Annotated in this window: 12 protein-coding genes; 8 read left to right on the forward strand and 4 right to left on the reverse strand. The window is 33.5% G+C overall.

What is annotated here, in order from left to right; genetic code table 11:
- Window positions 1-9: 9 nt before the first annotated feature.
- The 6 genes from ABZP37_RS16165 (at window position 10) to ABZP37_RS16190 (ending at window position 6868) form a co-directional block, all read left to right on the forward strand.
- Entirely contained in the window at window positions 10-1290 is a 1281-nt protein-coding gene (locus tag ABZP37_RS16165; protein WP_366184174.1) for a chloride channel protein, read from the forward strand.
- 1 nt (window position 1291) lies between these two features.
- The gene (locus ABZP37_RS16170; protein ID WP_366184176.1) at window positions 1292-1894 is read left to right on the forward strand and encodes an HPP family protein; all 603 of its coding nucleotides are present in this window, start codon (window positions 1292-1294) and stop codon (window positions 1892-1894) included.
- 104 nt (window positions 1895-1998) lie between these two features.
- Complete coding sequence (locus tag ABZP37_RS16175; RefSeq protein ID WP_366184178.1) at window positions 1999-2538, forward strand: hypothetical protein; 540 nt, start codon at window positions 1999-2001, stop codon at window positions 2536-2538.
- Between the two features lie 104 nt (window positions 2539-2642).
- Window positions 2643-3002: a four helix bundle protein gene (locus tag ABZP37_RS16180; protein WP_366184180.1), complete on the forward strand. Its 360-nt coding sequence runs from the start codon at window positions 2643-2645 to the stop codon at window positions 3000-3002.
- Window positions 3003-3049: 47 nt separating this feature from the next.
- Window positions 3050-4108, forward strand: coding sequence for a nucleoid-associated protein (locus ABZP37_RS16185; protein WP_366184181.1), 1059 nt, complete (start codon window positions 3050-3052; stop codon window positions 4106-4108).
- A gap of 393 nt (window positions 4109-4501) precedes the next feature.
- Window positions 4502-6868 (forward strand): GAF domain-containing protein, encoded by a 2367-nt coding sequence (locus tag ABZP37_RS16190; RefSeq protein WP_366184183.1) that lies wholly within the window; start codon window positions 4502-4504, stop codon window positions 6866-6868.
- Here ABZP37_RS16190 and ABZP37_RS16195 read toward each other — a convergent pair.
- Window positions 6860-8041: a Pycsar system effector family protein gene (locus ABZP37_RS16195; protein WP_366184185.1), complete on the reverse strand. Its 1182-nt coding sequence runs from the start codon at window positions 8039-8041 to the stop codon at window positions 6860-6862. The two genes, ABZP37_RS16190 and ABZP37_RS16195, sit on opposite strands and share 9 nt — an antisense overlap.
- Window positions 8042-8066: 25 nt before the next feature.
- Here ABZP37_RS16195 and ABZP37_RS16200 point away from each other — a divergent pair, with 25 nt between their 5' ends.
- On the forward strand, window positions 8067-11762 hold the full coding sequence (locus ABZP37_RS16200; RefSeq protein ID WP_366184186.1) for a metallophosphoesterase: 3696 nt from the start codon (window positions 8067-8069) through the stop codon (window positions 11760-11762).
- Here the strand turns inward: ABZP37_RS16200 and ABZP37_RS16205 are convergent.
- Complete coding sequence (locus ABZP37_RS16205) at window positions 11734-12606, reverse strand: hypothetical protein (RefSeq protein WP_366184187.1); 873 nt, start codon at window positions 12604-12606, stop codon at window positions 11734-11736. The genes ABZP37_RS16200 and ABZP37_RS16205 overlap by 29 nt on opposite strands.
- Before the next feature lie 329 nt (window positions 12607-12935).
- Window positions 12936-14000 (reverse strand): hypothetical protein, encoded by a 1065-nt coding sequence (locus ABZP37_RS16210; RefSeq protein ID WP_366184189.1) that lies wholly within the window; start codon window positions 13998-14000, stop codon window positions 12936-12938.
- Window positions 14001-14146: 146 nt separating this feature from the next.
- Here ABZP37_RS16210 and ABZP37_RS16215 point away from each other — a divergent pair, with 146 nt between their 5' ends.
- A complete protein-coding gene (locus ABZP37_RS16215; protein ID WP_366184190.1) occupies window positions 14147-19099 on the forward strand; it encodes a T9SS type B sorting domain-containing protein in 4953 nt (1650 codons plus the stop codon).
- A 366-nt stretch (window positions 19100-19465) separates the two neighbouring features.
- On the opposite strand, the gene typA is transcribed toward ABZP37_RS16215, so the two are convergent.
- Window positions 19466-21262, reverse strand: a complete 1797-nt coding sequence (typA, locus tag ABZP37_RS16220; protein WP_366184192.1) for a translational GTPase TypA — start codon at window positions 21260-21262, stop codon at window positions 19466-19468.
- Window positions 21263-21392 lie beyond the last annotated feature (130 nt).

Here is a 21392-nt window from a genome sequence, read left to right on the forward strand (position 1 = left end):
AGAATCTCGATGACAAAAACGGCTAAAATCAAGAAAAATCATCCTTATATCATTTTTAGAAAACTAGTTCTAGTTTCTATTTTAATTGGACTTCTTTCTGGTTTTTTAGGAATTTTATTAAAAAAAGTAACAGAATATTACGAACAAATATTCTTTGAAAGAGCAAACACTAATACCCTATTCTACCTGCTCTTTCCATTTATTGGCTTGTCCTTAATTTATTTTTTACGACAGTATTTATTCAAAAAAAAGGAAAACAAAGGCATCAAAGAAGTTTTTGAAAGTACTGAGTCCAAAACCAAGAATCTTCCTAATTACAAAATTCCATCCCACTTTATCAACGGATTCTTGACTGTGATTTTTGGAGGTTCTACGGGAATCGAAATTTCGACTGTGGTGGCTGCCGCGACTATTGGCTCGGTAGCACAACAAAAGAAAAACATTTTTAGACAATACAAAACCGAATTGATTTGCGCTGGAGTTGCGGCTGGTGTTACAGCATTGTTCGGTAGCCCAATTGCAGGATTATTATTTTCTTACGAAGTCATTTCGAAAAAGATATCTCAAGCATTCATTCTAACCACTGGGATCGCTGTAGGAATCGTTTATGCGTTATTACTTTTAATTAACGAACCTCCGCTGTTTGCCATCAACATCAGCACTTGGAATTTTAGAGCTATTCCTTATTTTATCCTACTTGGAATTTTAGGAGGACTGAATGCAGTATATCTAACCAAAATGGTGCTTTTTATCAAAAGTCAATTTGTAAAAATAAATACTCATTTTTACAAAATCATCTTAGGTTCTATAATCCTAAGTGCTTCCTTGATTTTATTTCCTCAATTGTACGGCGAAGGATATCATTCGATAAAAACCATTATCAACGAACCGAACCAAAATTTACTCACCATTTCAATTGGACTAAGTCTTCTTGCAATTTTGATTTTAAAACCAATTGTCACTTCCATCACACTAGCCTCTGGCGGTGACGGTGGCGTTTTTGCACCAAGCTTGTTTATTGGAGCTTTTTTAGGATTGCTTACCGCTTTGAGTTTGAATCATTTTTTCAACAGCGATGTGATCGTTTTGAACTTTATGGTTCTTGGAATGGCAGCCGTTTTGAGCGCTAGCATCAATGCCCCTTTCACAGCGTTGTTTTTAACACTTGGTTTGACCGATAATTACATTTTGTTTATTCCTGTTCTCATTGTGTGTTTTGTTTCTAAATACACCGCTAAAATGATCTTCCCACATACCGTTTACACTTTTATCCCTAATACTTCTAAATAAAATGCCTACTAAATATATCAAACAAGGTTTCCATAAGACAAAATACATCATTTACAAAGAAACCTTAATTGATTTCCGAGAACAGTTTTGGTCGTTTATTGGTTCTTTTATTGGGATTGCTTTTATTGCTTATTTTCATGCAGAACATTTCCCTGGTTCAGACGGAATATACTTGATTGGTTCATTTGGTGCATCTAGCGTATTGATTTATGGGATTATCCAAAGTCCGTTTTCACAACCTCGTAACCTTATTGGCGGTCACGTTATTTCGGCTATAATTGGAGTTACTATTCAGATATTGCTACCAGAGCCTATTTGGTTATCGGCACCATTGGCCGTTTCCTTGTCTACTATAGCCATGCAGATTACTAAAACATTGCATCCTCCAGGAGGTGCAACCGCTTTGATTGCCATCATTGGAACCGAAAAGATAAAAACTTTAGGGTATTGGTACGTCCTCTCTCCTGTTCTTGCGGGATCTTTGATCTTACTTGTAATTGCACTTATTGTAAACAATGTCACCGAGAATAGAAGTTATCCTACCGACAATAGATTCCACAGGAACTACCACACTTTTAGAAAACGAATGATCAAAAAGGATTAAAGATTACAGAAGATACATTTTGTAAATTTTATTAACAATTCACGATTCGTAAAATGTATTCTAAAATTTAATTTTACCTTTGACCTTTCATTAAAACAAAGATTATGGTTTACAAATTCAGAGCAATTCTAGATGCAGAAGAAGATATCTTTAGAGATATTGCAATATTGGAAGATGATACTTTAGAGGATTTACACAATGCTATTTTTAACTCCTTTGGGTTTGATGGTTTGGAAGTCGCTTCTTTTTACACTTGTGACGAAACATGGAATCAAGAAGATGAAATCCCTCTTTTTGACACTGGAGATATTCCTGGTGAACAAAAAACCATGAGCGATTATAAACTCTCAGACCTCCTAGACGATGAGAATACCAAAATCATCTATGTGTATGATTTTATCAATATGTGGACATTCTTAGTAGAGCTTGCTGCCATCGAAGAACAAGAAGCGGGTACTCATTATCCTGAAACCTTATTCTCTCATGGCGAAATGCCTGATGAAGCTATTGAAAAAAACTTTGAAGCAGATAATGCCGATGATTATGCAAATGATTATGAAGACGGTTTAGACGAAGACGATTTAGACATGTTTGAAGGAGATAGTAATTTTGAAGATTTTGGATTTGAAGAGAATTGGAATTAAGTCTTTTTGAGTTACTAAGTTGCAGAGATTCTAAGTAGCTAAGTTTTTTTCTGTGTTTTCATTTTTTATAATTTGTGTACTTAAAAACATACAAATTAAAAATAATGAGCAACTTTAGAAAACTACTCGTTTGGCAAAAAGCCATGTCCTTAACAACTAAGATTTATACTAGTACAAAGAATTTCCCAAAAGAAGAGATTTTTGGATTAACGTCACAATTAAGGCTATGTGCAATTTCAATCCCTAGTAATATTGCAGAAGGCCTTGGAAGAGACAGCAACAACGAACTCATCAGATTTATTAATATTGCAGTAGGCTCTTTATTCGAACTACAAACACAGTTAGAAATTGCAAAAAACATTTGCTATTTAAATACCGAAGAATTTAACAACTTATACGAGGATAATCGAGAAGTAGAAAGAATGTTAATTGCTTTCCTTAAAAAGTTAAAGGAAGACAAGTAACATGTCAGAAACTTAGAAACTTAGCCTCTAAGAAACTCTAAAACAAAATGATCAACTTATTTAACACGCACATCGACTCCCTTTCTATTCACCGTGTAGGAAACAAAAGTCGTAACGAAGCTCTCTTTTTATCGGAACAACCTTTTAACCTTTCGGATGAGATTGTACCACTTATTAAAGAGTTTTTCTTAAAGCCTTTTAGAGAAAAAGAAGAAAACTATTATCAGTTTGCTCATGAAGTTGATTTAGATTACAACGACATGTACAAATTAGCTTGTGAAATTTTTGACAATCCTGCCAATATACATGAATGTTCAAAAAAAATAACAACACATTTATTTGAACAGTCCAATCATCCACACATTAAAAACGGAGAAGTTTATGTGACGTATTTGACTAATGTAAATATTGACAATACGCCCGTAGATGCTATTGGAATTTTTAAGAGTGAATTGCAAGCGGACTTTTTACAGTTTGAGGAAAAAGGAACACACTTAGAGATGATTCTACAACACGGAATCAATTTGAATAAATTAGACAAAGGTTGCATCATCTTTAACCACAAAAAAGAAGAAGGCTTCAAAATATTGACTGTGGATAGCAACCGCTATGACGCACGTTACTGGCTAGAGCATTTCTTATCTGTAGATGCATTTGAAGATGAAAACTTTATCACAAAAAAATATTTGAAGTTTTGCCAAGGTTTTGCTAAAGACGTAGTCTTCCCTGCAGAGGACAAAAAAGAAGAAGTCATGTTCATGAACCGTTCTGTGAATTATTTTGCTAAAAACGATCAATTTGAAGAAACTAATTTCCTGAATGAAGTCCTTGACAACCCAGATTTGATTCCTGAATTCAAAAACTATAAAGTTGACAAAGGCGAAAAATACAGCATAGAAGATGTTACTTCTTTCCCAATTGCAAATGCTGCAGTTAGTGATGCTCGTAAATCAATCAAAAATGTCATTAACTTGGATACCAATATCCAAATCAAAATGGACTTTATCAATCCTGAAAGTGCTGAGAAGTATGTAGAAAAAGGTTGGGACGAAGAAAAACAAATGTATTATTACCTAGTTTACTTCAACAAAGAACAAAAATCATAAGTAGCTTTTATTACTATCACAAAAATATCCTTAGCGCTCTTTTCTGTTAAGGATATTTTTTTAAAAAAACCCTGTAAAAAAAAATAAAAAACCTACATAAACACATATAACATGTATTTAAACGGTTTTTTTAACCATTTTAAAAACTTGTGTCTTATATTTATAATCCCAAATCTACCATAAATTAAATTTCTAATTTATACGACTAAAACACCTGAAAAATTTTCAACTATAATAGTTTTAAGTTTCCTAATTCAAAAACAAAATACCATCCTAGAACAATTCTAATCTCCAGTTACTATCGTAATTGGAGATTTTTTTTTACTTTTATATGAACTACTCGTATCTGCAATAAATACCATTATTTAGTGCCTTTTACTAAAGAAAATAAAAATGAATCATCCTATATTTACTGAAAGTCCATTTAAAACTCAAATTTCATTTCACAAATTAATTGAGTCCTTAGAAGAAATTGCATTGACCGATGTAGATTACCGTTCTAATTATGCCAAAGCTTTACTCAAAGAAATTGAGCAAGTTCCCGAATTAAGAACTGGAATTGAACATTACAATATCATTAAAAAAAATGAAAAGTTAATCAAAAACCTATTAGCTGATTTATTCCCAACTGCATTATCTAAAAACGAAATTAAGGCGATAACAGTTCCTTTCCAGAACTTAACTTTTAATTATACGGAACGTTTCACGAAAATTTTAGCCAATGCGGGAACTACGTTTGACATGACTATTCGAAATTATGATGACAACCAACTCTACATCATGAGTTGCATCTTAATTCTCAATAGTTATTATAGTCAAAAATTAGATTACAACAAACCACTATTTTATGACATTCCTGATGTAAACGGAATTTTGAAACATTATCGTATTTTGTATAATGCCGATTTTATTGAAATACTCCCTACTTCAAATTCCGTACTTTTAAGTCCAGAAGACATTGACTTATTAATGGACAACTATGAAGATCTTAATTTATGGAAAAGTAAATTCCCAGCAAATAGTTGGATTTTAAAAGGATTTGGAATTGTATCTTTATTTGATGCTTCTGTAGAAAGTGCCATCTCGAACTTAAAAACTAGTTTACTAAAATCAGATACTCAAGAAAATAAAAACGATGAGGAAATTCAAACCATTTTCAGGACTATTTTCAAAATTCCTGATTTGAAATTAGGATTCGTATTATTTAACGAAGAAGAGAATAAATTCACCACACCTCCTTTCAGCAGTAATACCGAAAAAAACAGCTATATTCTTTTAGAAAAGGAAGAAGAAGAATTGTGTAAAAACTCCATATTTGGCTGTACTTTAAAATCATTAATAGAAGAAAAAAAACCTTTCATTATATCTGACGTTGATCGTTTTTCGACAACAAATACACTATTTGCAAATCATTTATCCAAACAAAACATCAAGAGCTGTATTCTAGCTCCTGTTATAAAAAACGATAAATTATTAGGCGTTATTGAACTCATATCTTCTCAGCCAAAAATACTCAATAGCATCAATGCCAACAATCTTGATTTATTGTTGCCTTATGTTGTTGAAACTATAGAACGCTATAATATTGACTTGCAAAACCAAATTGAAGCCATTATCCAGAGGGAATATACTTCTATTCACCCAAGTGTATATTGGAAATTCAGAAAAGAAGCTCAGAAATATTTTCAGATTCAAGCTCCCAACAAAGACTATATTTTTAAAGCAATTGTTTTCAAAGAAGTATATCCTTTGTACGGTCAGATTGATATCAAAAGCTCTTCGAATCACAGAAACGAAACAGTAAAACAGGATTTAAAAAACCAAATTAGTCATTTGATTAGGATTTTGGATCATTTGACAACTAACAGCAAATTAGAATTATTAGAACAACGCAAGTTTGAGCTCCATTCTTTTTCGAAAGAGCTATTGATTGAACTCAAAGCCGATACCGAACAGCAAATTCAATTATACATTCAAAAGGAGATTCACCCTATTTTGACCAATTCTAAAAATAATGCTGAACTACAGCTGTTAATTGACAATTACTTTAGTGAATTAGATGAAAAAACAGAACTCTTTTACCATGCCCGAAGAAAGTTTGACGAAGCAATGTCTATCATCAATAAAAAAATGGCTTCGGTATTAGATAAAGAACAAATAGAAGCTCAGAATAATTATCCACATTACTTTGAACGTTTTAAAACTGACGGTGTCGAACATAATTTATATATAGGACAAAGCATCAATCCAAACTTACCGTTTGACATGATGTATCTTAATAATCTACGTTTATGGCAATTGCAAACTTTGTGTAAAATGGAACTAGAGCACCACCGTTTGAAGCCGTTATTACCTTATGAATTGGATGTTACGTCTTTGATTCTCGTATTTAGTTCGCCACTTTCTATTCGATTTAGAATGGATGAAAAACGTTTTGACGTAGATGGCACTTACAATGCCCGCTACGAAGTAGTCAAAAAGCGAATCGATAAAGCGAATATCAAAGGGACGCAAGAACGCATTACACAAAAAGAAAAAATCACTATTGTATATTCACATCAAAGTGAAGAAACAGAATACCTAAAATACATTCAGTATTTACAATTCAAAAAAATAATTGAACCTGAAATAGAACAGTTTGATGTAGAAGAGCTACAAGGTGTTTCAGGTTTAAAAGCGTTGCGCATCAAAGTCATAAACACTGATATAAATCAACCTAACGATTATACCTATCAAGAATTACTAGACGAATTAAACTAAAACTGAATTAAAAGCAATTACAAAAGCAATAACCGAAACAATAATTCCGATCATAAAAATATTATAGGTAATCCTAAGTAATCTATATTTTTTTTCAAGTACGATTCCTAAAAAATACAAATCTTTAATCATCGAATTATACAAATAATCTCGGTCTTTCATTAATTCATTTACTGCCCATTGGTATTCGTCGAGGGGCATTTTATAAAAATTACCAAAAAACAGTAAGTTTACTTTTTGTGCTTCAATATCTTCTCGAGTAAAAGTTCCTGTAGTTACTTTTGGTCGAGTAGATAAAATTGCAAAAATAATAGACACCACACTAAACATTAGCAGTACAAAGGTCGGCATGATTAAATGAGCATTTCCAGGACTATCTAGTTTGGGAATTATTGAAGACAGCGCTATCGAAATAATAATTGCATTTACAGACAGTAATATATTTGCCTTACTATCTGCAATGCCGCTTAATCGTGTATGATTACTTAAAGTGATTCGGAATAAGGTATCAATACCACGATCTGGTTTTTCTTTTTTACTTTTTGTTTTTTTTACTTTTTTAAGAACCTCACCTTCTTGCATATCCTTTTCAATCATTTCTTTAATCCTTTTTATATTTTTCTCTTTTATGGGTTGCCAGTTTTGAAGTGCATAATCCGTTTGATACTGATGCCATTGTTCCATAATATAAATATTCTCCCTGGCCCATTCTACATTGGTATAAACTTTTTTCATAGTTATTTCCCACTCATCTCTTAATTGCTCACAAATTGTCGGATAATTAGAATTCCCAAAATGAGAATAATCAGCATCTCTTATTATATTTTCTAAACTGTTTTTTGGTTGGTAGTCATAGACTGTTGCTTCAATAAGCGCACTTACTTTGGCTATAAAATCTTGAGATTGCTGTTGCGCTATCAAAAAATCAGTAGCTATTTCAACACTCGAAAGCTCATGTTTTTGGCATCCTCTAATATATCCCGTATCGTGAAACCAGGCTGCCATCAATAGCGCTTCGGTATCCTTAGTACTAACATTTTCATGCTTTACAATATCGCCCACCGCTTTTACCACATCCTTAGTATGTCCTAAATTATGGTAAGTAAATGATTTAGAAAGTTTATCTTTGAGTAATTCTGAGACAAAAGCTTCGGCTTGCTGGAGGATATTCATAATAAAAAAATTATACTACTAAAATATGAAATTGTTTTTGGAAAAACGGTTGATTCTTGTTTTTATATCAGTTCTTTTATACGCTTGCGCTACAAAAAAAGAACAATACGGTTCTAATGTAAATGATTCAAATCTTTCAAACGAGAAAGACAGCTCAAAAATTGCACATACTTTTTATTTAATTGGTGATGCTGGAAATATTTCAGAAGAAAACCCTAAGTCTATTTTATTTGCTTTAAGCGAAAAACTGAAAACCGCCGATAAAAACTCGACTCTACTATTTTTGGGGGACAATGTTTATCCCAAAGGAATCCCGAGTAAAAAATCAGCCCCTTCATACCGATCTGCAGAACAGAAATTACTCAATCAATTAGAAATTACAAAAAACTTCAAAGGACAAACCATTTTTATCCCCGGAAATCACGACTGGTACAGTGGAATTAAAGGGTTAAAAGAACAAGAAGACTTAGTCCAAGCATATCTTAAGGACAAAAAAGCTTTCTCTCCTAGAAAAGGTTGTGCGATTGATGACGTAAAAATCAACGACAAGGTACTATTGATCACTATTGATAGCCAGTGGTATTTGGAAGACTGGAACAAAACACCAACTATTAATGAAGATTGTGACATCAAAACCCGTGACGCTTTTTTTGAAGAAATAGAAAATCTTTTGAATAAAAACAAAGATAAGACGATTATTCTTGCCATGCACCATCCTTTAATAACTAATGGCAGTCATGGCGGACAGTTTTCGTGGAAAAAACAACTTTTCCCATTGGAGCAAAAAATCCCATTGCCTATTATTGGTTCATTCCTAAATCTAATTCGCAAAACATCAGGCGTTAGTCCGCAAGACATTCAAAACAAGCAATATTCAAAACTCGTAAACCGAATCAAAACTTTGATTCAGGGACAAGATAACATGGTTGTGGTTTCTGGACACGATCACAATTTGCAATACATTGATCACCAAAACATCAAGCAAATTATCAGTGGTGCAGGATCCAAAGAAGAAGCTGCAAAAGCAGTTTACCCCAATGATTTTTCATATGGTCAAAAAGGATTTGCAATTCTTACCGTTTACACGAATGGAAAAACAACTGTTTCTTTTTATGACGAAAGTAAAATACTTTTTAACCAAACTATTCTGAACGTTACATCCAATTCTAATTCTCAATTCCCAACAACGTTTGCTCCAACAACTTCTGCTTCTGTCTATACCAAAGAGCGAACTCAAAAATCAGGAACTTATAATTTTATTTTAGGAAAACATTATAGACCCTATTACAGTATTCCAGTACAAGCTCAAACTGTAAATCTAGATAGTTTATATGGTGGTTTATCACCAAAAAGAGCAGGTGGTGGTCATCAATCCAAATCGCTTCGATTGGTCGATACCAAAGGAAAAGAATATGCCATGCGTGCCTTAAAAAAGAGTGCTTCTCGATTTTTACAGTCCGTTGCCTTTAAGGATCAATTTGTTGAAGATGCTTTTAAAAACACGTATGCTGAAGATTTTTTACTGGATTTCTATACTAGTTCTCATCCTTATATATCCCTTGCCGTAGGACATCTGGCAGACCAAATTAGGGTGAGTCATACCAATCCAAAATTATTTTATGTCCCAAAGCAAAATGGATTGAAGGAATTCAATGCAGACTTTGGTGACGAATTATATTTTATCGAAGAACATGTTTCTGAGGGGCAAAAGGATTTAGCAAGTTTTGATACCCCAGAAGATATTATTAGTACTGAAGAAGTTTTAGAAAAAATTCACAAAGACGAAAAATATAGTATTGATGAAAAGGCTTACATCAAAGCACGATTGTTTGATATGTTTCTTGGCGACTGGGACAGACATCACGACCAATGGCGTTGGGGGGAACATCATGAAGGAGAAAAAATCATCTTCAAACCAATCCCGAGAGATCGTGATCAGGCTTTCACTAAATACGACGGTGCTTTATTGTCTATCCTGATGAATATTCCTGACTTGCGACATATGCAAACTTTCAAGAACGAAATAAAAAATGTGAAATGGTTTAATAGAGAACCTTATCCTCTTGATTTGGCAGTTTTGAAAACGGCTACCACAAACGACTGGATTGCTCAAGCAAAATTTATTCAAGAAAATTTATCTGACAAAGCCATTGAAGAAGCTTTTCTATCTTTACCGAAAGAAGTACAGAACGAAACGATCCAATCCATTCAAGACAAATTAAAGTCACGAAAAAAGCAACTTGTACAATATGCTATTGATTATGCTAAAACCCTAGAAAAAAGAGTTCTGGTTGTGGGTACGAATAAAAAAGACCAATTTATCATCGAGAAAAAATCAGGTGATATTCTTCAAGTTACGGTCAATCGAATTAAAAAAGATGGAATCGAATTGTCCTACACCAAAGAGATTTTTGGTAAAAAAACAAAACATCTGTGGGTTTATGGATTGGATGATGATGATGTTTTTGAAGTGAAAGGCAATGCTAAAACAAGTGTCAAAATTATCTTATTAGGCGGTCTAAACCATGACAATTATACAGTTGAAAACGGAAAAGGAATTCGTATTATTGATTTTAATTCTAAGAACAATAGTTATAGTTTAGATTCCAAAACCTCCAAAAAACTAACTGACGATTACACGGTCAACAATTACAATTATTCGTTACCTAAATACAATGCCTTTTCGGGCTTGCCTATTATTGGCTTCAACCCTGATGATGGGGTAAAACTTGGGATTATTGCAAATTACACAGTTAATAATTTCAAGCAAAATCCGTATTCGAGCAAACATATCCTAAAAGCCAATTACTATTTTGCCACTAGTGGTTTTGAATTGCTTTACACCTTTAGAGCGCCAAAAATAACGAATAACTGGGATTTCAATCTCGAAACTCGTTTTACCAGTCCTAATTTTTCAATTAACTTTTTTGGTTATGGAAACCAAACTATCAATACGGACGAACTTTATGGAATGAATAACAATAGGGTAAAAATCAGTATTTTTAAGATCGCACCACAATTTGAAAAATCAGGAAGAAATGGTAGCAGTTTACAATTACAGCCAACATTTGAAAACATAGAAGTTGAAAAAACAACGGGACGTTTTATTGCAACTCCTTCCATTGTAGATCCGATTATTTTTGACAACCAACAATTTGCAGGTTTGACGGTAGGATATCATTTTGAGAATTATAATAACCCTTCCTTACCTACACTCGGAATGGGGTTTTCATTAATCGGGAGTTGGAAAACAAATCTAAATGAAACTCGTAAAAACTTTCCAACTATTGAATCGAAGCTAAATTTTAATCATAAAATTGATGCTGAAGGTAAATGGGTTCTTGCATCACTAGTGAAAGCCAAAGCTATTTTGAATAACAATTATGAGTTTTATCAAGGAGCTGTTTTGGGTGGCGATGCGAGTTTAAGAGGTTTTAGAAATGAACGTTTTTTGGGTAAAAGTTCGTTTTATCAAAGTAGTGATTTACGATTCAGCATTGGTAAGATCAAAGAAAGTATTATTCCTATGACTTATGGTATTCTGGGTGGTTTTGATTATGGTCGTGTTTGGCTCGATGGTGAAAACAGTTCCAAATGGCATCAAGCTGTTGGAGGCGGTTTGTGGTTGAACGGTATTAATACGCTTACTGCAAGGCTAACTTATTTTAAAAGCAAAGCAGAAGAAGCTCGAATTAGTTTTGGTTTGGGTTTTGGATTTTAAACTCATAGAGTTTACCGCCTGATTTTTTCACTTTTTCATCGGCGATAAATAGGGTCGTATTATCTTTGAAACAAACACCTTCTTTCTGTGAAAAATGCTCCAAGTCAATTTCCGTCCTTTTTCCGGAAAGGAAATCATCGGCTTTGAAATTTTCGAAAAGGATAATTTTACTGTGTGTCAGAATGGCTAACTTCTTTTGGTCAGGGCTTAATGCTACGCTGGTTATGGCATAATTCTCATAGTCTGGGCCGGTTTTGAATTCCCCTATTTTTTTGGCTGGATGGTTCCCGGGTGCATTGGGTACTTTGTAAATAAAAGCGGTTCCGTTAAAATTGGAAGAACGGTTTTTGGTAAACAAGTAAAAATTATTTTGAAAAGCAATAAAACCTTCTACATCAAAATACCTGCTTTTCTTTTTGGATGGAAAATCTTTTTGCTCTGGGTATGCAAACTGAATAATGGATGTAGGTTTAGTTTCGGAACTTGAAAGTTTGTTTTTATCAATTTTGTAAATGGCTAAATCTTTTCGATCATTATCATTATTACCAAAATCCCCTATGTACAAATTGCCATGGATATCTTTGGTGATGTCTTCCCAATCGTTGTTTTCGACTTGGTTAATTTTAATGGTATTTTGAATTTTACCTTTAGAATCCAGAAGATAGATTTCATTTTTATTGCCACTATCTTCGATACATGCTATTAGCTTTGAATCTTGTACTGTGATAATTCCTGAAACTTCTTTTAAGGATTTTGGGAAAGAAAACAATTCGACTAGATTACTTGACTTTTGCTGGCAAGCCAAAACAAAAAATATAACTATGATATTAAAATACTTTTTCATTTTTCTTTTTTTTGATTCTAATACAAATTGAGCTGGGTTTTATTTCTAGTCGCAAAGACTCTAAGCCACTAAGTTATAATTAGATTTTGTGGGTAATTAAAACTTTCTGTTTTTCATCTCATACAATTCCGTAGTGTTTTTTTTTGAGGAATTGCCTAGTCTGCTATTTGAGTCTTGTCGTGATTTTGTGTGAGGGATAGTCCCGAAGTTTCGGGAGAAAAGCCCACAAACAAGTGTAGCGATAGCGGAACCAGCTAAGGACTTCAATGTCCCGACCCTTCAGGATTTCAGCGGGGTGCGCTCAAAAAAGAAGCATTGCTATTTAAATACTAAAAGCCTGATTTGAAAATATTGGCATTTTTATAATTTCTAGAAACAAAACCGAAAGCAGCTTCTAAAACTTTTCCCATTGAAGTTGCTTTTTTGAAATTCAAATCATGGGTATAACGGTATAATTCTAGTTTTAACTTTTTGACATGTTCTGGTGGTGCAATTGTGTCTCTGCGCATAATTTGCAACAATTTACTCACTCGTTTAGCGGCAGAATGTAACCTTTTGGCTAATGCAGCTCGCTCTTCATTTTTATATTGTTCTATAGATGATTCTTGCAATTTATTTTTGACTAATTGAACCATTGGTCCATTTTCTTTAAAAAACTGGGGTCTATAAATTTTAAAATTCCCTTCATAACATTGCTGATCAAAATCGATTGGTCTAATTCTATACACTACTTGATCAAAATCGTGAATGGGTAGTACTACATAGTTATAGGCTCTCATATCTCCCAAAAGTCGAATCATGCAACGTTCATTGAATTTCACAAACTCTTTTGCAATTTGAGATTTCTCAGTTTCGGTACAGTTTTTCAATAAGGTCTCCATGAAAACATCGCCTGGAATTCCAATAATATGTTCTTCAATTAAGGTGTCTTTATAAACCAGAAAATTAATCTTATCTGGAGAAAGAATATCTTCTAATTCTAAACCATAGATTCTAGAAGCATCTGCTTTTTTGATATAAAAATGTACATAATTATCATTGAGAATGTTTCTTACTTTGATACGGAAAGGCTTTGAGTTTCCAAACGTACAATAATCAATAGCATCAATATTCAAAAACTTAACAATCTCTACATTTCCGTCTGAGTGAAGGAGTGTATATATTTTCTTTAAATTTAAATCAATTTCGTTTCTTTCAAATTCATTGTAATAGACACGTGCCCATAAAGTATCTTGATCATTTTTGTCAAATACACATATAGATCCTGAAAAACGCAGTAAATCATCATAACAGATGGAAACACTAGAGATACGATCAAACCGTTCTAAATATCCGAACAAAGCATCATTAATAGGGTAAGTAGGTTTTTTAAATAAAACAGAAGAATCACTCATAGTTTTGGTGGCTTTAATGCAAATTTACATCAAATTATTATCTATAAGTTACTCTTTAATTCTAAAAAAAACTAAATAAGTATTATTTTTAACAAACTAACAAAATTTTAACTAATTATATTGTGTTTTGTTATTATTTTTAGCAAATGAAAAACACTTTATTGGCATTATTTATATTAATCACATTTAACGGTTTTGCACAATTTAGTAGGACTCATTACATACCACCTATTGCTTGTAGTAATGGTATGGCAAATGATCATTATTTTTATATATCGACACCCAGTACAACCAATGTAAATTTCAAAATAATAGAAATTGGTGGCAATATAGTAAATGGAGTAGTAAGCAATACAGCGCCTTATGTTTACTACATAGGAACAGGAACTTCTACTCAATTAGTGACACTTAAAACTACTATTGGAAAATTATCCAACAAAGGCTATATCATTGAAGCTGAAGATCAAGTCTATGTGAGTATGAGAATTAATTCGGCTCAAAACACCAACGGAACTTTCAATCATGCAGGAGGGATTGTCTCCAAAGGAAATAGTGCCTTAGGAACAACCTTTAGATTAGGAGCTATGCTTAATCCTGTTAATACAGATGGCTCATTACTGAATTTCGGTTCCATTTTGGCTACTGAAAATAATACTACTGCTACAATTTCTAATATTCCGGTGGGAACTATACTTACTGACGGAACGATCATAAACGGTCCCATTGTTGTTACTTTAAATAAAAATGAAAGCTATGTTTTATCTCTAGAAAATAGTACGAGCACTATATCAAACAGTTCAAAAATGATTGGGGCATTAGTACAAACAGACAAACCAGTTGCTGTAAATTCAGGTTCTTTTGGAGGGAGCAACAGTACCATTACAACTGCAAGGGATGTTGGTTTTGACCAAATTGTATCGTATGAAAAAACAGGAAAAGAGTATATTTTTGTAAAAGGACTAGGAACCAATGAGATTGAGAGAATCCAATTAATAGCTCATGTAAACAACACTATTGTCTATCTTAACGGTAGTACAACTCCATCTTTCACACTTGCCGCCGGACAATATGCAGATATTGATGGTAGTTCTTTCACCAATGGTAATTTATATGTTACTACTTCAGAACCCGTTTTTGCTTATCAAAGCATCGGAGGTGCTACAAGTGCAGCCAATCAAAATATGTTTTTTGTTCCGCCATTAAACTGTACAACTCCTAGAGTCGTTGACAACATACCACTTGTTGAGTCGATTGGAAGCACCTCTTTTTCTGCAAATTTTTTAAATATCGTAACAGAAAAAGGTGCAACTGTATCTATCAACAATAGCGCTTTAACTTCAAGCCCAGTTGCCATTGCCGGAAATCTTGGATTTGAAAGATATACCGTCAACAATCTCTCTGGAAACATTTCTATAAAATCAACCAAGCAAGTATATGTTTCCTATTTTGGTAAAAATGGGGCCGCTACTTACGGTGGCTATTATTCTGGATTTGATACCAAACCAGAAGTAATTTCTAGTAAAATTGCAACTACAACTTCGGCATGCATTCCTAATGTTGTACTAAAAGTAAGCACCATTTCCTCCTATGATGCTTTTCAGTGGTTTTTTAATGGAGGTGCTTTAGCAGGAGAGACAACTAATAGCTACACTCCTACCGCACCAGGATATTACAATGTAAGAGGTACCATCTCTGGTTGTCCAACTGCTATTCCTTTATTTTCAGATAAAACTCCAGTAAGTGAATGTCCTACGGATCTAGATGGTGATGGAGTCAATGACAATATAGACATTGACAACGACAATGATGGAATAACAAACTGCACAGAATCTTATGGTAATCAATCTATAAACATTTCTAACAGCAATAGCGGGACAGTATATTCTAATTCATTTACAGGAGTAACAACCACTTCTACCACAGCCAGCACAAACCCTTTTATAGGTAATGCAGATGGTAGTTTTGTAACTGAAATCCCCGCAGGAACAGAAAGCTTTGTCACGCAGAAACTAACTTTCGCACAATCTATTTCGATTGCCATGGAATACGTTTCTACTGCCAATAGCAACGATTTACTAAATGCAAGCGCAGAATACATTGTCAATTCAGACACCAATAAAACAATTACAGTAACTAATCCTTCAAACCAATTATTAATAGACACAGACTATGATGGCATTTATGAAAGTGGGGTGACTCAATATTCTTCTTTTGAAATTCGATTTAGATTAAACAACGTCGTTCCCTTAGCTGCAGGTACAGGAGATTTTAAATTCTCGACTTACCTAACCAATAGTGTTAGCATCACCCACAAAAATCTATCTGAAACTAACGGCAACAAATCAACTTTTAAACTTATTGCTACTTGCGTTCCTAAAGATACTGATGGAGATGGTAAAGCTGACCAAATTGATGATGATAGCGACAATGATGGAATTCTAGACCGTATAGAAGCCCAAGGAAATACAGCCTTAGTACTTACCAATACTGACACTAACAAAGACGGAATTGACAATGCCTTTGGAACTGGTTTAACCCCTATAGATACAGATAGCGATGGCATTCCAGACTATATAGACTGGGATAGTGATAACGATGGAATCAATGACATCGATGAATCTGGAACTAATGCTACCAATACAGATATTGACAATGATGGCATTAAAAATTATCGTGAATTAGATAGTGACAATGATCTGTGTTTAGACGTTATTGAAGCTGGATTTCTAGACCCAAATAATGACGGTATCTTAGGGAATAGTCCAATAACTGTAAACTCAAAAGGACAAGTTACAAGTGCAGCAGGTTATACATCCCCAAGCAACAATTACATAATCGCTGCTCCAATTGTAATTACAAATCAACCCATTGTACCGCCCACCTGCGAATTACAACCTGCAACAATAACAGTTACAGATAATGGAGAAAGTTACCAATGGCAGATATCGACCAATGGAAGCACTTGGAATCCTATTACAAATAATGCTACTTATAATGGGGCAACTACAAACAGTTTGCTTATTTCGGCTGTTACTAATAGTATGAACAACTATAAATATCAAGTTTTTATAAATAAAACAGGAAATAGCTGTGGTTTACTTTCATCAGAGACCATATTGAAAGTTTATATATTACCAACGGTAAGCAACATTACAATTGTACAATGTGATGATGATTTAGATGGATTCACTACCTTTAACCTGACTGTAAAAAATGATAACATTTCTGCGAATGCATCAAATGAAACTTTTAGCTACTATACTTCACTATCAGGCGCTAATACTGCCAATACCACAGAATTAATATCAAATCCAATACGATTCACCAATACGATTCCTAATACTATGTCTGTTTGGGCAAGAGTTGTTAACTCTAATAATTGTTACCGAGTATCACAATTAACCCTTAAAGTAGTAGCGACTCAAATACCTTTAACTTTCAATAGAACATTTGAGGCCTGTGATGATTTACTAGATATAAATGGCAATAACAATATAAACAATAACAAAAGAGATGGAATTGCTACATTTGATTTTAGCAGTGCTGAAACAGATATAAAAGCACTTTTACTAGCTGGTAATTACACTGTACGTTTTTACAAAAATCAAAATGATGCATTAGCTGAAATTAATAATATTACAAACATTAACAATTATAGAAATATTGGCTACCCTAACTCACAACAAATATGGGGACGCGTTGATAGTGACTCAGACAATGCTTGTTTTGGACTTGGTCCCTATGTCACATTAAACGTAGAAAAACTACCTTTTGCAAATACAGTAACAATACCTAGACAATGTGACGACAATCAAGATGGTGTTTTAAATTTCAATACCTCTACATTACAATCTACTTTATTGAATGGACAAACTAATGTAAGCGTTTCTTATTTTGATAATTTAAACAACCCTCTTAAAGATTCTAACGGAACTTTGATTACAAGTCCCTTTCCTACTGCTTTTTCAACAAAATCACAAATCATTAAAGCAATTGTCACAAATAATTCAACTCTAAAATGTCTCGAAGAAACGAATATTGAATTTATCGTTGACAAATTACCCCAAGTATTTCCTATTCCAAATTCTCTAACAACAGTTTGTGATGACGAAGCTGACCCACTTAATCAAGATGGTAAATTTCCATTTAACAGTTCAACATTTGAATCAACATTACTAGGTTCACAAACTGGAATGACGGTAACATATTATGATCAAATTGGAAATATGCTACCAAGTCCACTTCCAAACCCATTCCTCACTAGTACTCAAAGTATAACCGTAAAAATTGAAAATCCAATAAACAATAGTTGTCCTGCAACTACCACAATTCCATTTACCATTAATCCGTTGCCTTATATTAACATCAATAAAGACGGTAATGAGAATGAGTTAATTTGCTCTAATATCCCCACCTTTTATATTCAACTTAACGCGGGTATTAAAGATAATTCTCCATCTTCGGATTACAGCTATAAATGGTTTAAAAATAGCTCACTAATTACAAATCAAACAAATCCTACTTTGGACGTGAATTCAGAAGGAATATACACTGTTGATGTCACAACAAAAACAACGGGATGTAGTAGAACTCGTAGTATCTCAGTTACTCCATCAGACATTGCTAAAATATCTTACATTGAAATTAATGATTTAGCAGATACAAATTCAATAACAGTTGACGCAATTGGTTTAGGTGATTACGAATATAGTATTGACGACCCTAACAACTCTTTCCAAGACTCAAATATTTTCAACGATATTTCATCGGGAATACACACCGTTTATGTTCGAGACACTAATGGATGTGGTACCGTTTCCCAAGTTATTTCAGTAATTGGAGCTCCTAAATTTTTCACACCAAATGGAGATGGGCACAATGACTATTGGAATTTAAAAGGAATAAGTACTTCTTTTAATTCTAAATCTATTGTTTACATATACGATCGTTACGGAAAACTATTAAGTCAAATAAATCCATTAGGTCAAGGCTGGGACGGTACCTATAACAACAACCAACTTCCCGCAGACGATTATTGGTTCACCGTAAAGCTTGAAGATGGTAGAGAAACAAAAGGACATTTTAGTTTAAAGAGATAGAAAGTAAAAATTTATTATTTTGGGCGTGACCCGCAGAAATCCCGAAGTGTCGGGAGCGGGTTGGGCTCCCAACGCTTCGGGAGGTTTCAATCTTTTATTCTATTCCGCTATCGCTCCATTCAATAAAAGGATTTCCACTTCTATCCCTCACGCAAAACAGAACCAATCACATAAATTATAACAAACGAAAGTATATTTAGTACTAAGCTTGCTTGTATAATACTGATACCCGTGCCGCTTTTTTAGCATAATAGAACGCCAAGTATCTATATTGAATACATCCACAATAAAAATAATTTCCGCTACTAGTAGAACCAAAAAAAGCCATTTCTTTCGAAATGGCTTTTTAATATACTTGTGATAGTATTAGATTTTAAATCTTTTTCTATCAGTTTCTGTCAAATAAATTTTTCTTAAACGAATAGATTTAGGTGTAACCTCTACATATTCATCTTTTTGAATATACTCTAACGCTTCCTCTAAAGAGAAAATGATTGGAGGAATAATTCTTGCTTTCTCATCATTTCCAGAAGAACGAACGTTAGACTGTTTTTTAGCCTTAGTTACGTTAACACACATATCATCGCTACGTGAGTTTTCTCCAATTACTTGACCTTCATAAATTTCATCATTAGGATTAACGAAGAATTTACCACGATCTTGTAATTTATCGATAGAATAAGGAATTGCTTTTCCATTTTCCATAGAGATCAAAGAACCATTGTTACGTCCAGGAATAGCACCTTTGAAAGGCTCATATCCAATATAACGGTGTGACATAATTGCCTCACCTGCAGTAGCAGTCAACAATTGATTACGCAATCCAATAATTCCACGAGATGGAATATTAAATTTAACTATCATACGCTCTCCTTTACCTTCCATAGAAAGCATTTCACCTTTACGAATAGAAACAAACTCTACCGCTCTACCAGAAAGATTTTCAGGTAAGTCGATTGTTAATTCCTCAATTGGCTCACATTTTTTACCATCAATTTCTTTGATAATAACTTGTGGTTGACCGATTTGTAATTCGTATCCTTCTCTTCTCATTGTTTCAATAAGAACAGATAAGTGAAGTACACCACGACCAAAAACCATAAACTTATCAGCTGAATCAGTTTCACCCAATTTCATTGCTAAGTTTTTCTCAAGCTCTTTTGTCAAACGATCTCTAATATGACGAGAAGTTACAAATTTACCCTCTTTTCCAAAGAAAGGAGAATCATTAATTGTAAACAACATACTCATAGTAGGCTCATCAATAGCAATAGAAGCAAGTCCTTCAGGATTTTCAAAATCAGCAATAGTATCACCAATTTCAAAACCTTCAACACCTACAATTGCACAAATATCTCCAGCAATTACTTCTTGTACTTTTTTACGTCCTAGACCTTCAAAAGTATGTAATTCTTTAATACGTGATTTAGATATAGTACCATCTCTTTTTACTAATGAGATTGGCATACCTTCTCTCAATACTCCTCTTTCAAGACGACCAATAGCGATACGACCTGTAAAAGCAGAAAAATCTAAAGAAGTAATCAACATTTGTGGAGTTCCTTCAGAAACTCTTGGAGCTGGTACATTTTCGATAACCATATCCAATAATGCTTCTACATTATCAGTTACGTTTTCCCAATGGTCAGACATCCAGTTATTCTTAGCAGAACCATAAACTGTTGGAAAATCCAACTGCTCTTCTGTACCTCCTAATTCAAACATTAAGTCAAAAACTTTCTCATGAACTTCTTCAGGAGTACAGTTTTCTTTATCAACTTTATTAATAACAACGCAAGGTTTCAAACCAAGGTCTAATGCTTTTTGTAATACAAAACGCGTTTGAGGCATAGGGCCTTCAAAAGCATCTACCAATAAACAAACTCCATCAGCCATATTCAATACACGCTCTACCTCACCACCAAAATCGGCGTGACCAGGAGTGTCAATAATGTTGATTTTTGTTCCTTTGTATTGAACAGAAACATTTTTAGAAGTAATAGTAATACCTCTTTCACGCTCTAAGTCGTTGTTATCAAGGATTAAGTCACCTGTGTTTTCGTTGTCACGAAATAACTGACAGTGATACATAATTTTATCAACCAAAGTTGTTTTACCGTGATCGACGTGGGCAATAATTGCAATATTTCTAATAGATTCCATCTGTGATTTTTAATGGGTGCAAAGGTACACTTTATTTTGAAATAAAAAACATTTTGCCAATAGTTTACGTTGACATAACTCTAAATAACAATTAAAAATCTTTTAAACAAACTTTTAAATTAATTTATTA

Origin of the sequence: Flavobacterium ovatum (genome assembly GCF_040703125.1) — a bacterium.
Classification (GTDB): Bacteria; Bacteroidota; Bacteroidia; order Flavobacteriales; family Flavobacteriaceae; genus Flavobacterium; species Flavobacterium ovatum.

Bases quoted from the DNA above. Each gene is read 5' to 3' on its own strand.
- ABZP37_RS16165 (WP_366184174.1), top strand. From the start codon at position 10: ATGACAAAAACGGCTAAAATCAAGAAAAATCATCCTTATATCATTTTT.
- ABZP37_RS16170 (WP_366184176.1), top strand. From the start codon at position 1,292: ATGCCTACTAAATATATCAAACAAGGTTTCCATAAGACAAAATACATC.
- ABZP37_RS16175 (WP_366184178.1), top strand. From the start codon at position 1,999: ATGGTTTACAAATTCAGAGCAATTCTAGATGCAGAAGAAGATATCTTT.
- ABZP37_RS16180 (WP_366184180.1), top strand. From the start codon at position 2,643: ATGAGCAACTTTAGAAAACTACTCGTTTGGCAAAAAGCCATGTCCTTA.
- ABZP37_RS16185 (WP_366184181.1), top strand. From the start codon at position 3,050: ATGATCAACTTATTTAACACGCACATCGACTCCCTTTCTATTCACCGT.
- ABZP37_RS16190 (WP_366184183.1), top strand. From the start codon at position 4,502: ATGAATCATCCTATATTTACTGAAAGTCCATTTAAAACTCAAATTTCA.
- ABZP37_RS16195 (WP_366184185.1), bottom strand. From the start codon at position 8,041: ATGAATATCCTCCAGCAAGCCGAAGCTTTTGTCTCAGAATTACTCAAA.
- ABZP37_RS16200 (WP_366184186.1), top strand. From the start codon at position 8,067: ATGAAATTGTTTTTGGAAAAACGGTTGATTCTTGTTTTTATATCAGTT.
- ABZP37_RS16205 (WP_366184187.1), bottom strand. From the start codon at position 12,606: ATGAAAAAGTATTTTAATATCATAGTTATATTTTTTGTTTTGGCTTGC.
- ABZP37_RS16210 (WP_366184189.1), bottom strand. From the start codon at position 14,000: ATGAGTGATTCTTCTGTTTTATTTAAAAAACCTACTTACCCTATTAAT.
- ABZP37_RS16215 (WP_366184190.1), top strand. From the start codon at position 14,147: ATGAAAAACACTTTATTGGCATTATTTATATTAATCACATTTAACGGT.
- typA (WP_366184192.1), bottom strand. From the start codon at position 21,262: ATGGAATCTATTAGAAATATTGCAATTATTGCCCACGTCGATCACGGT.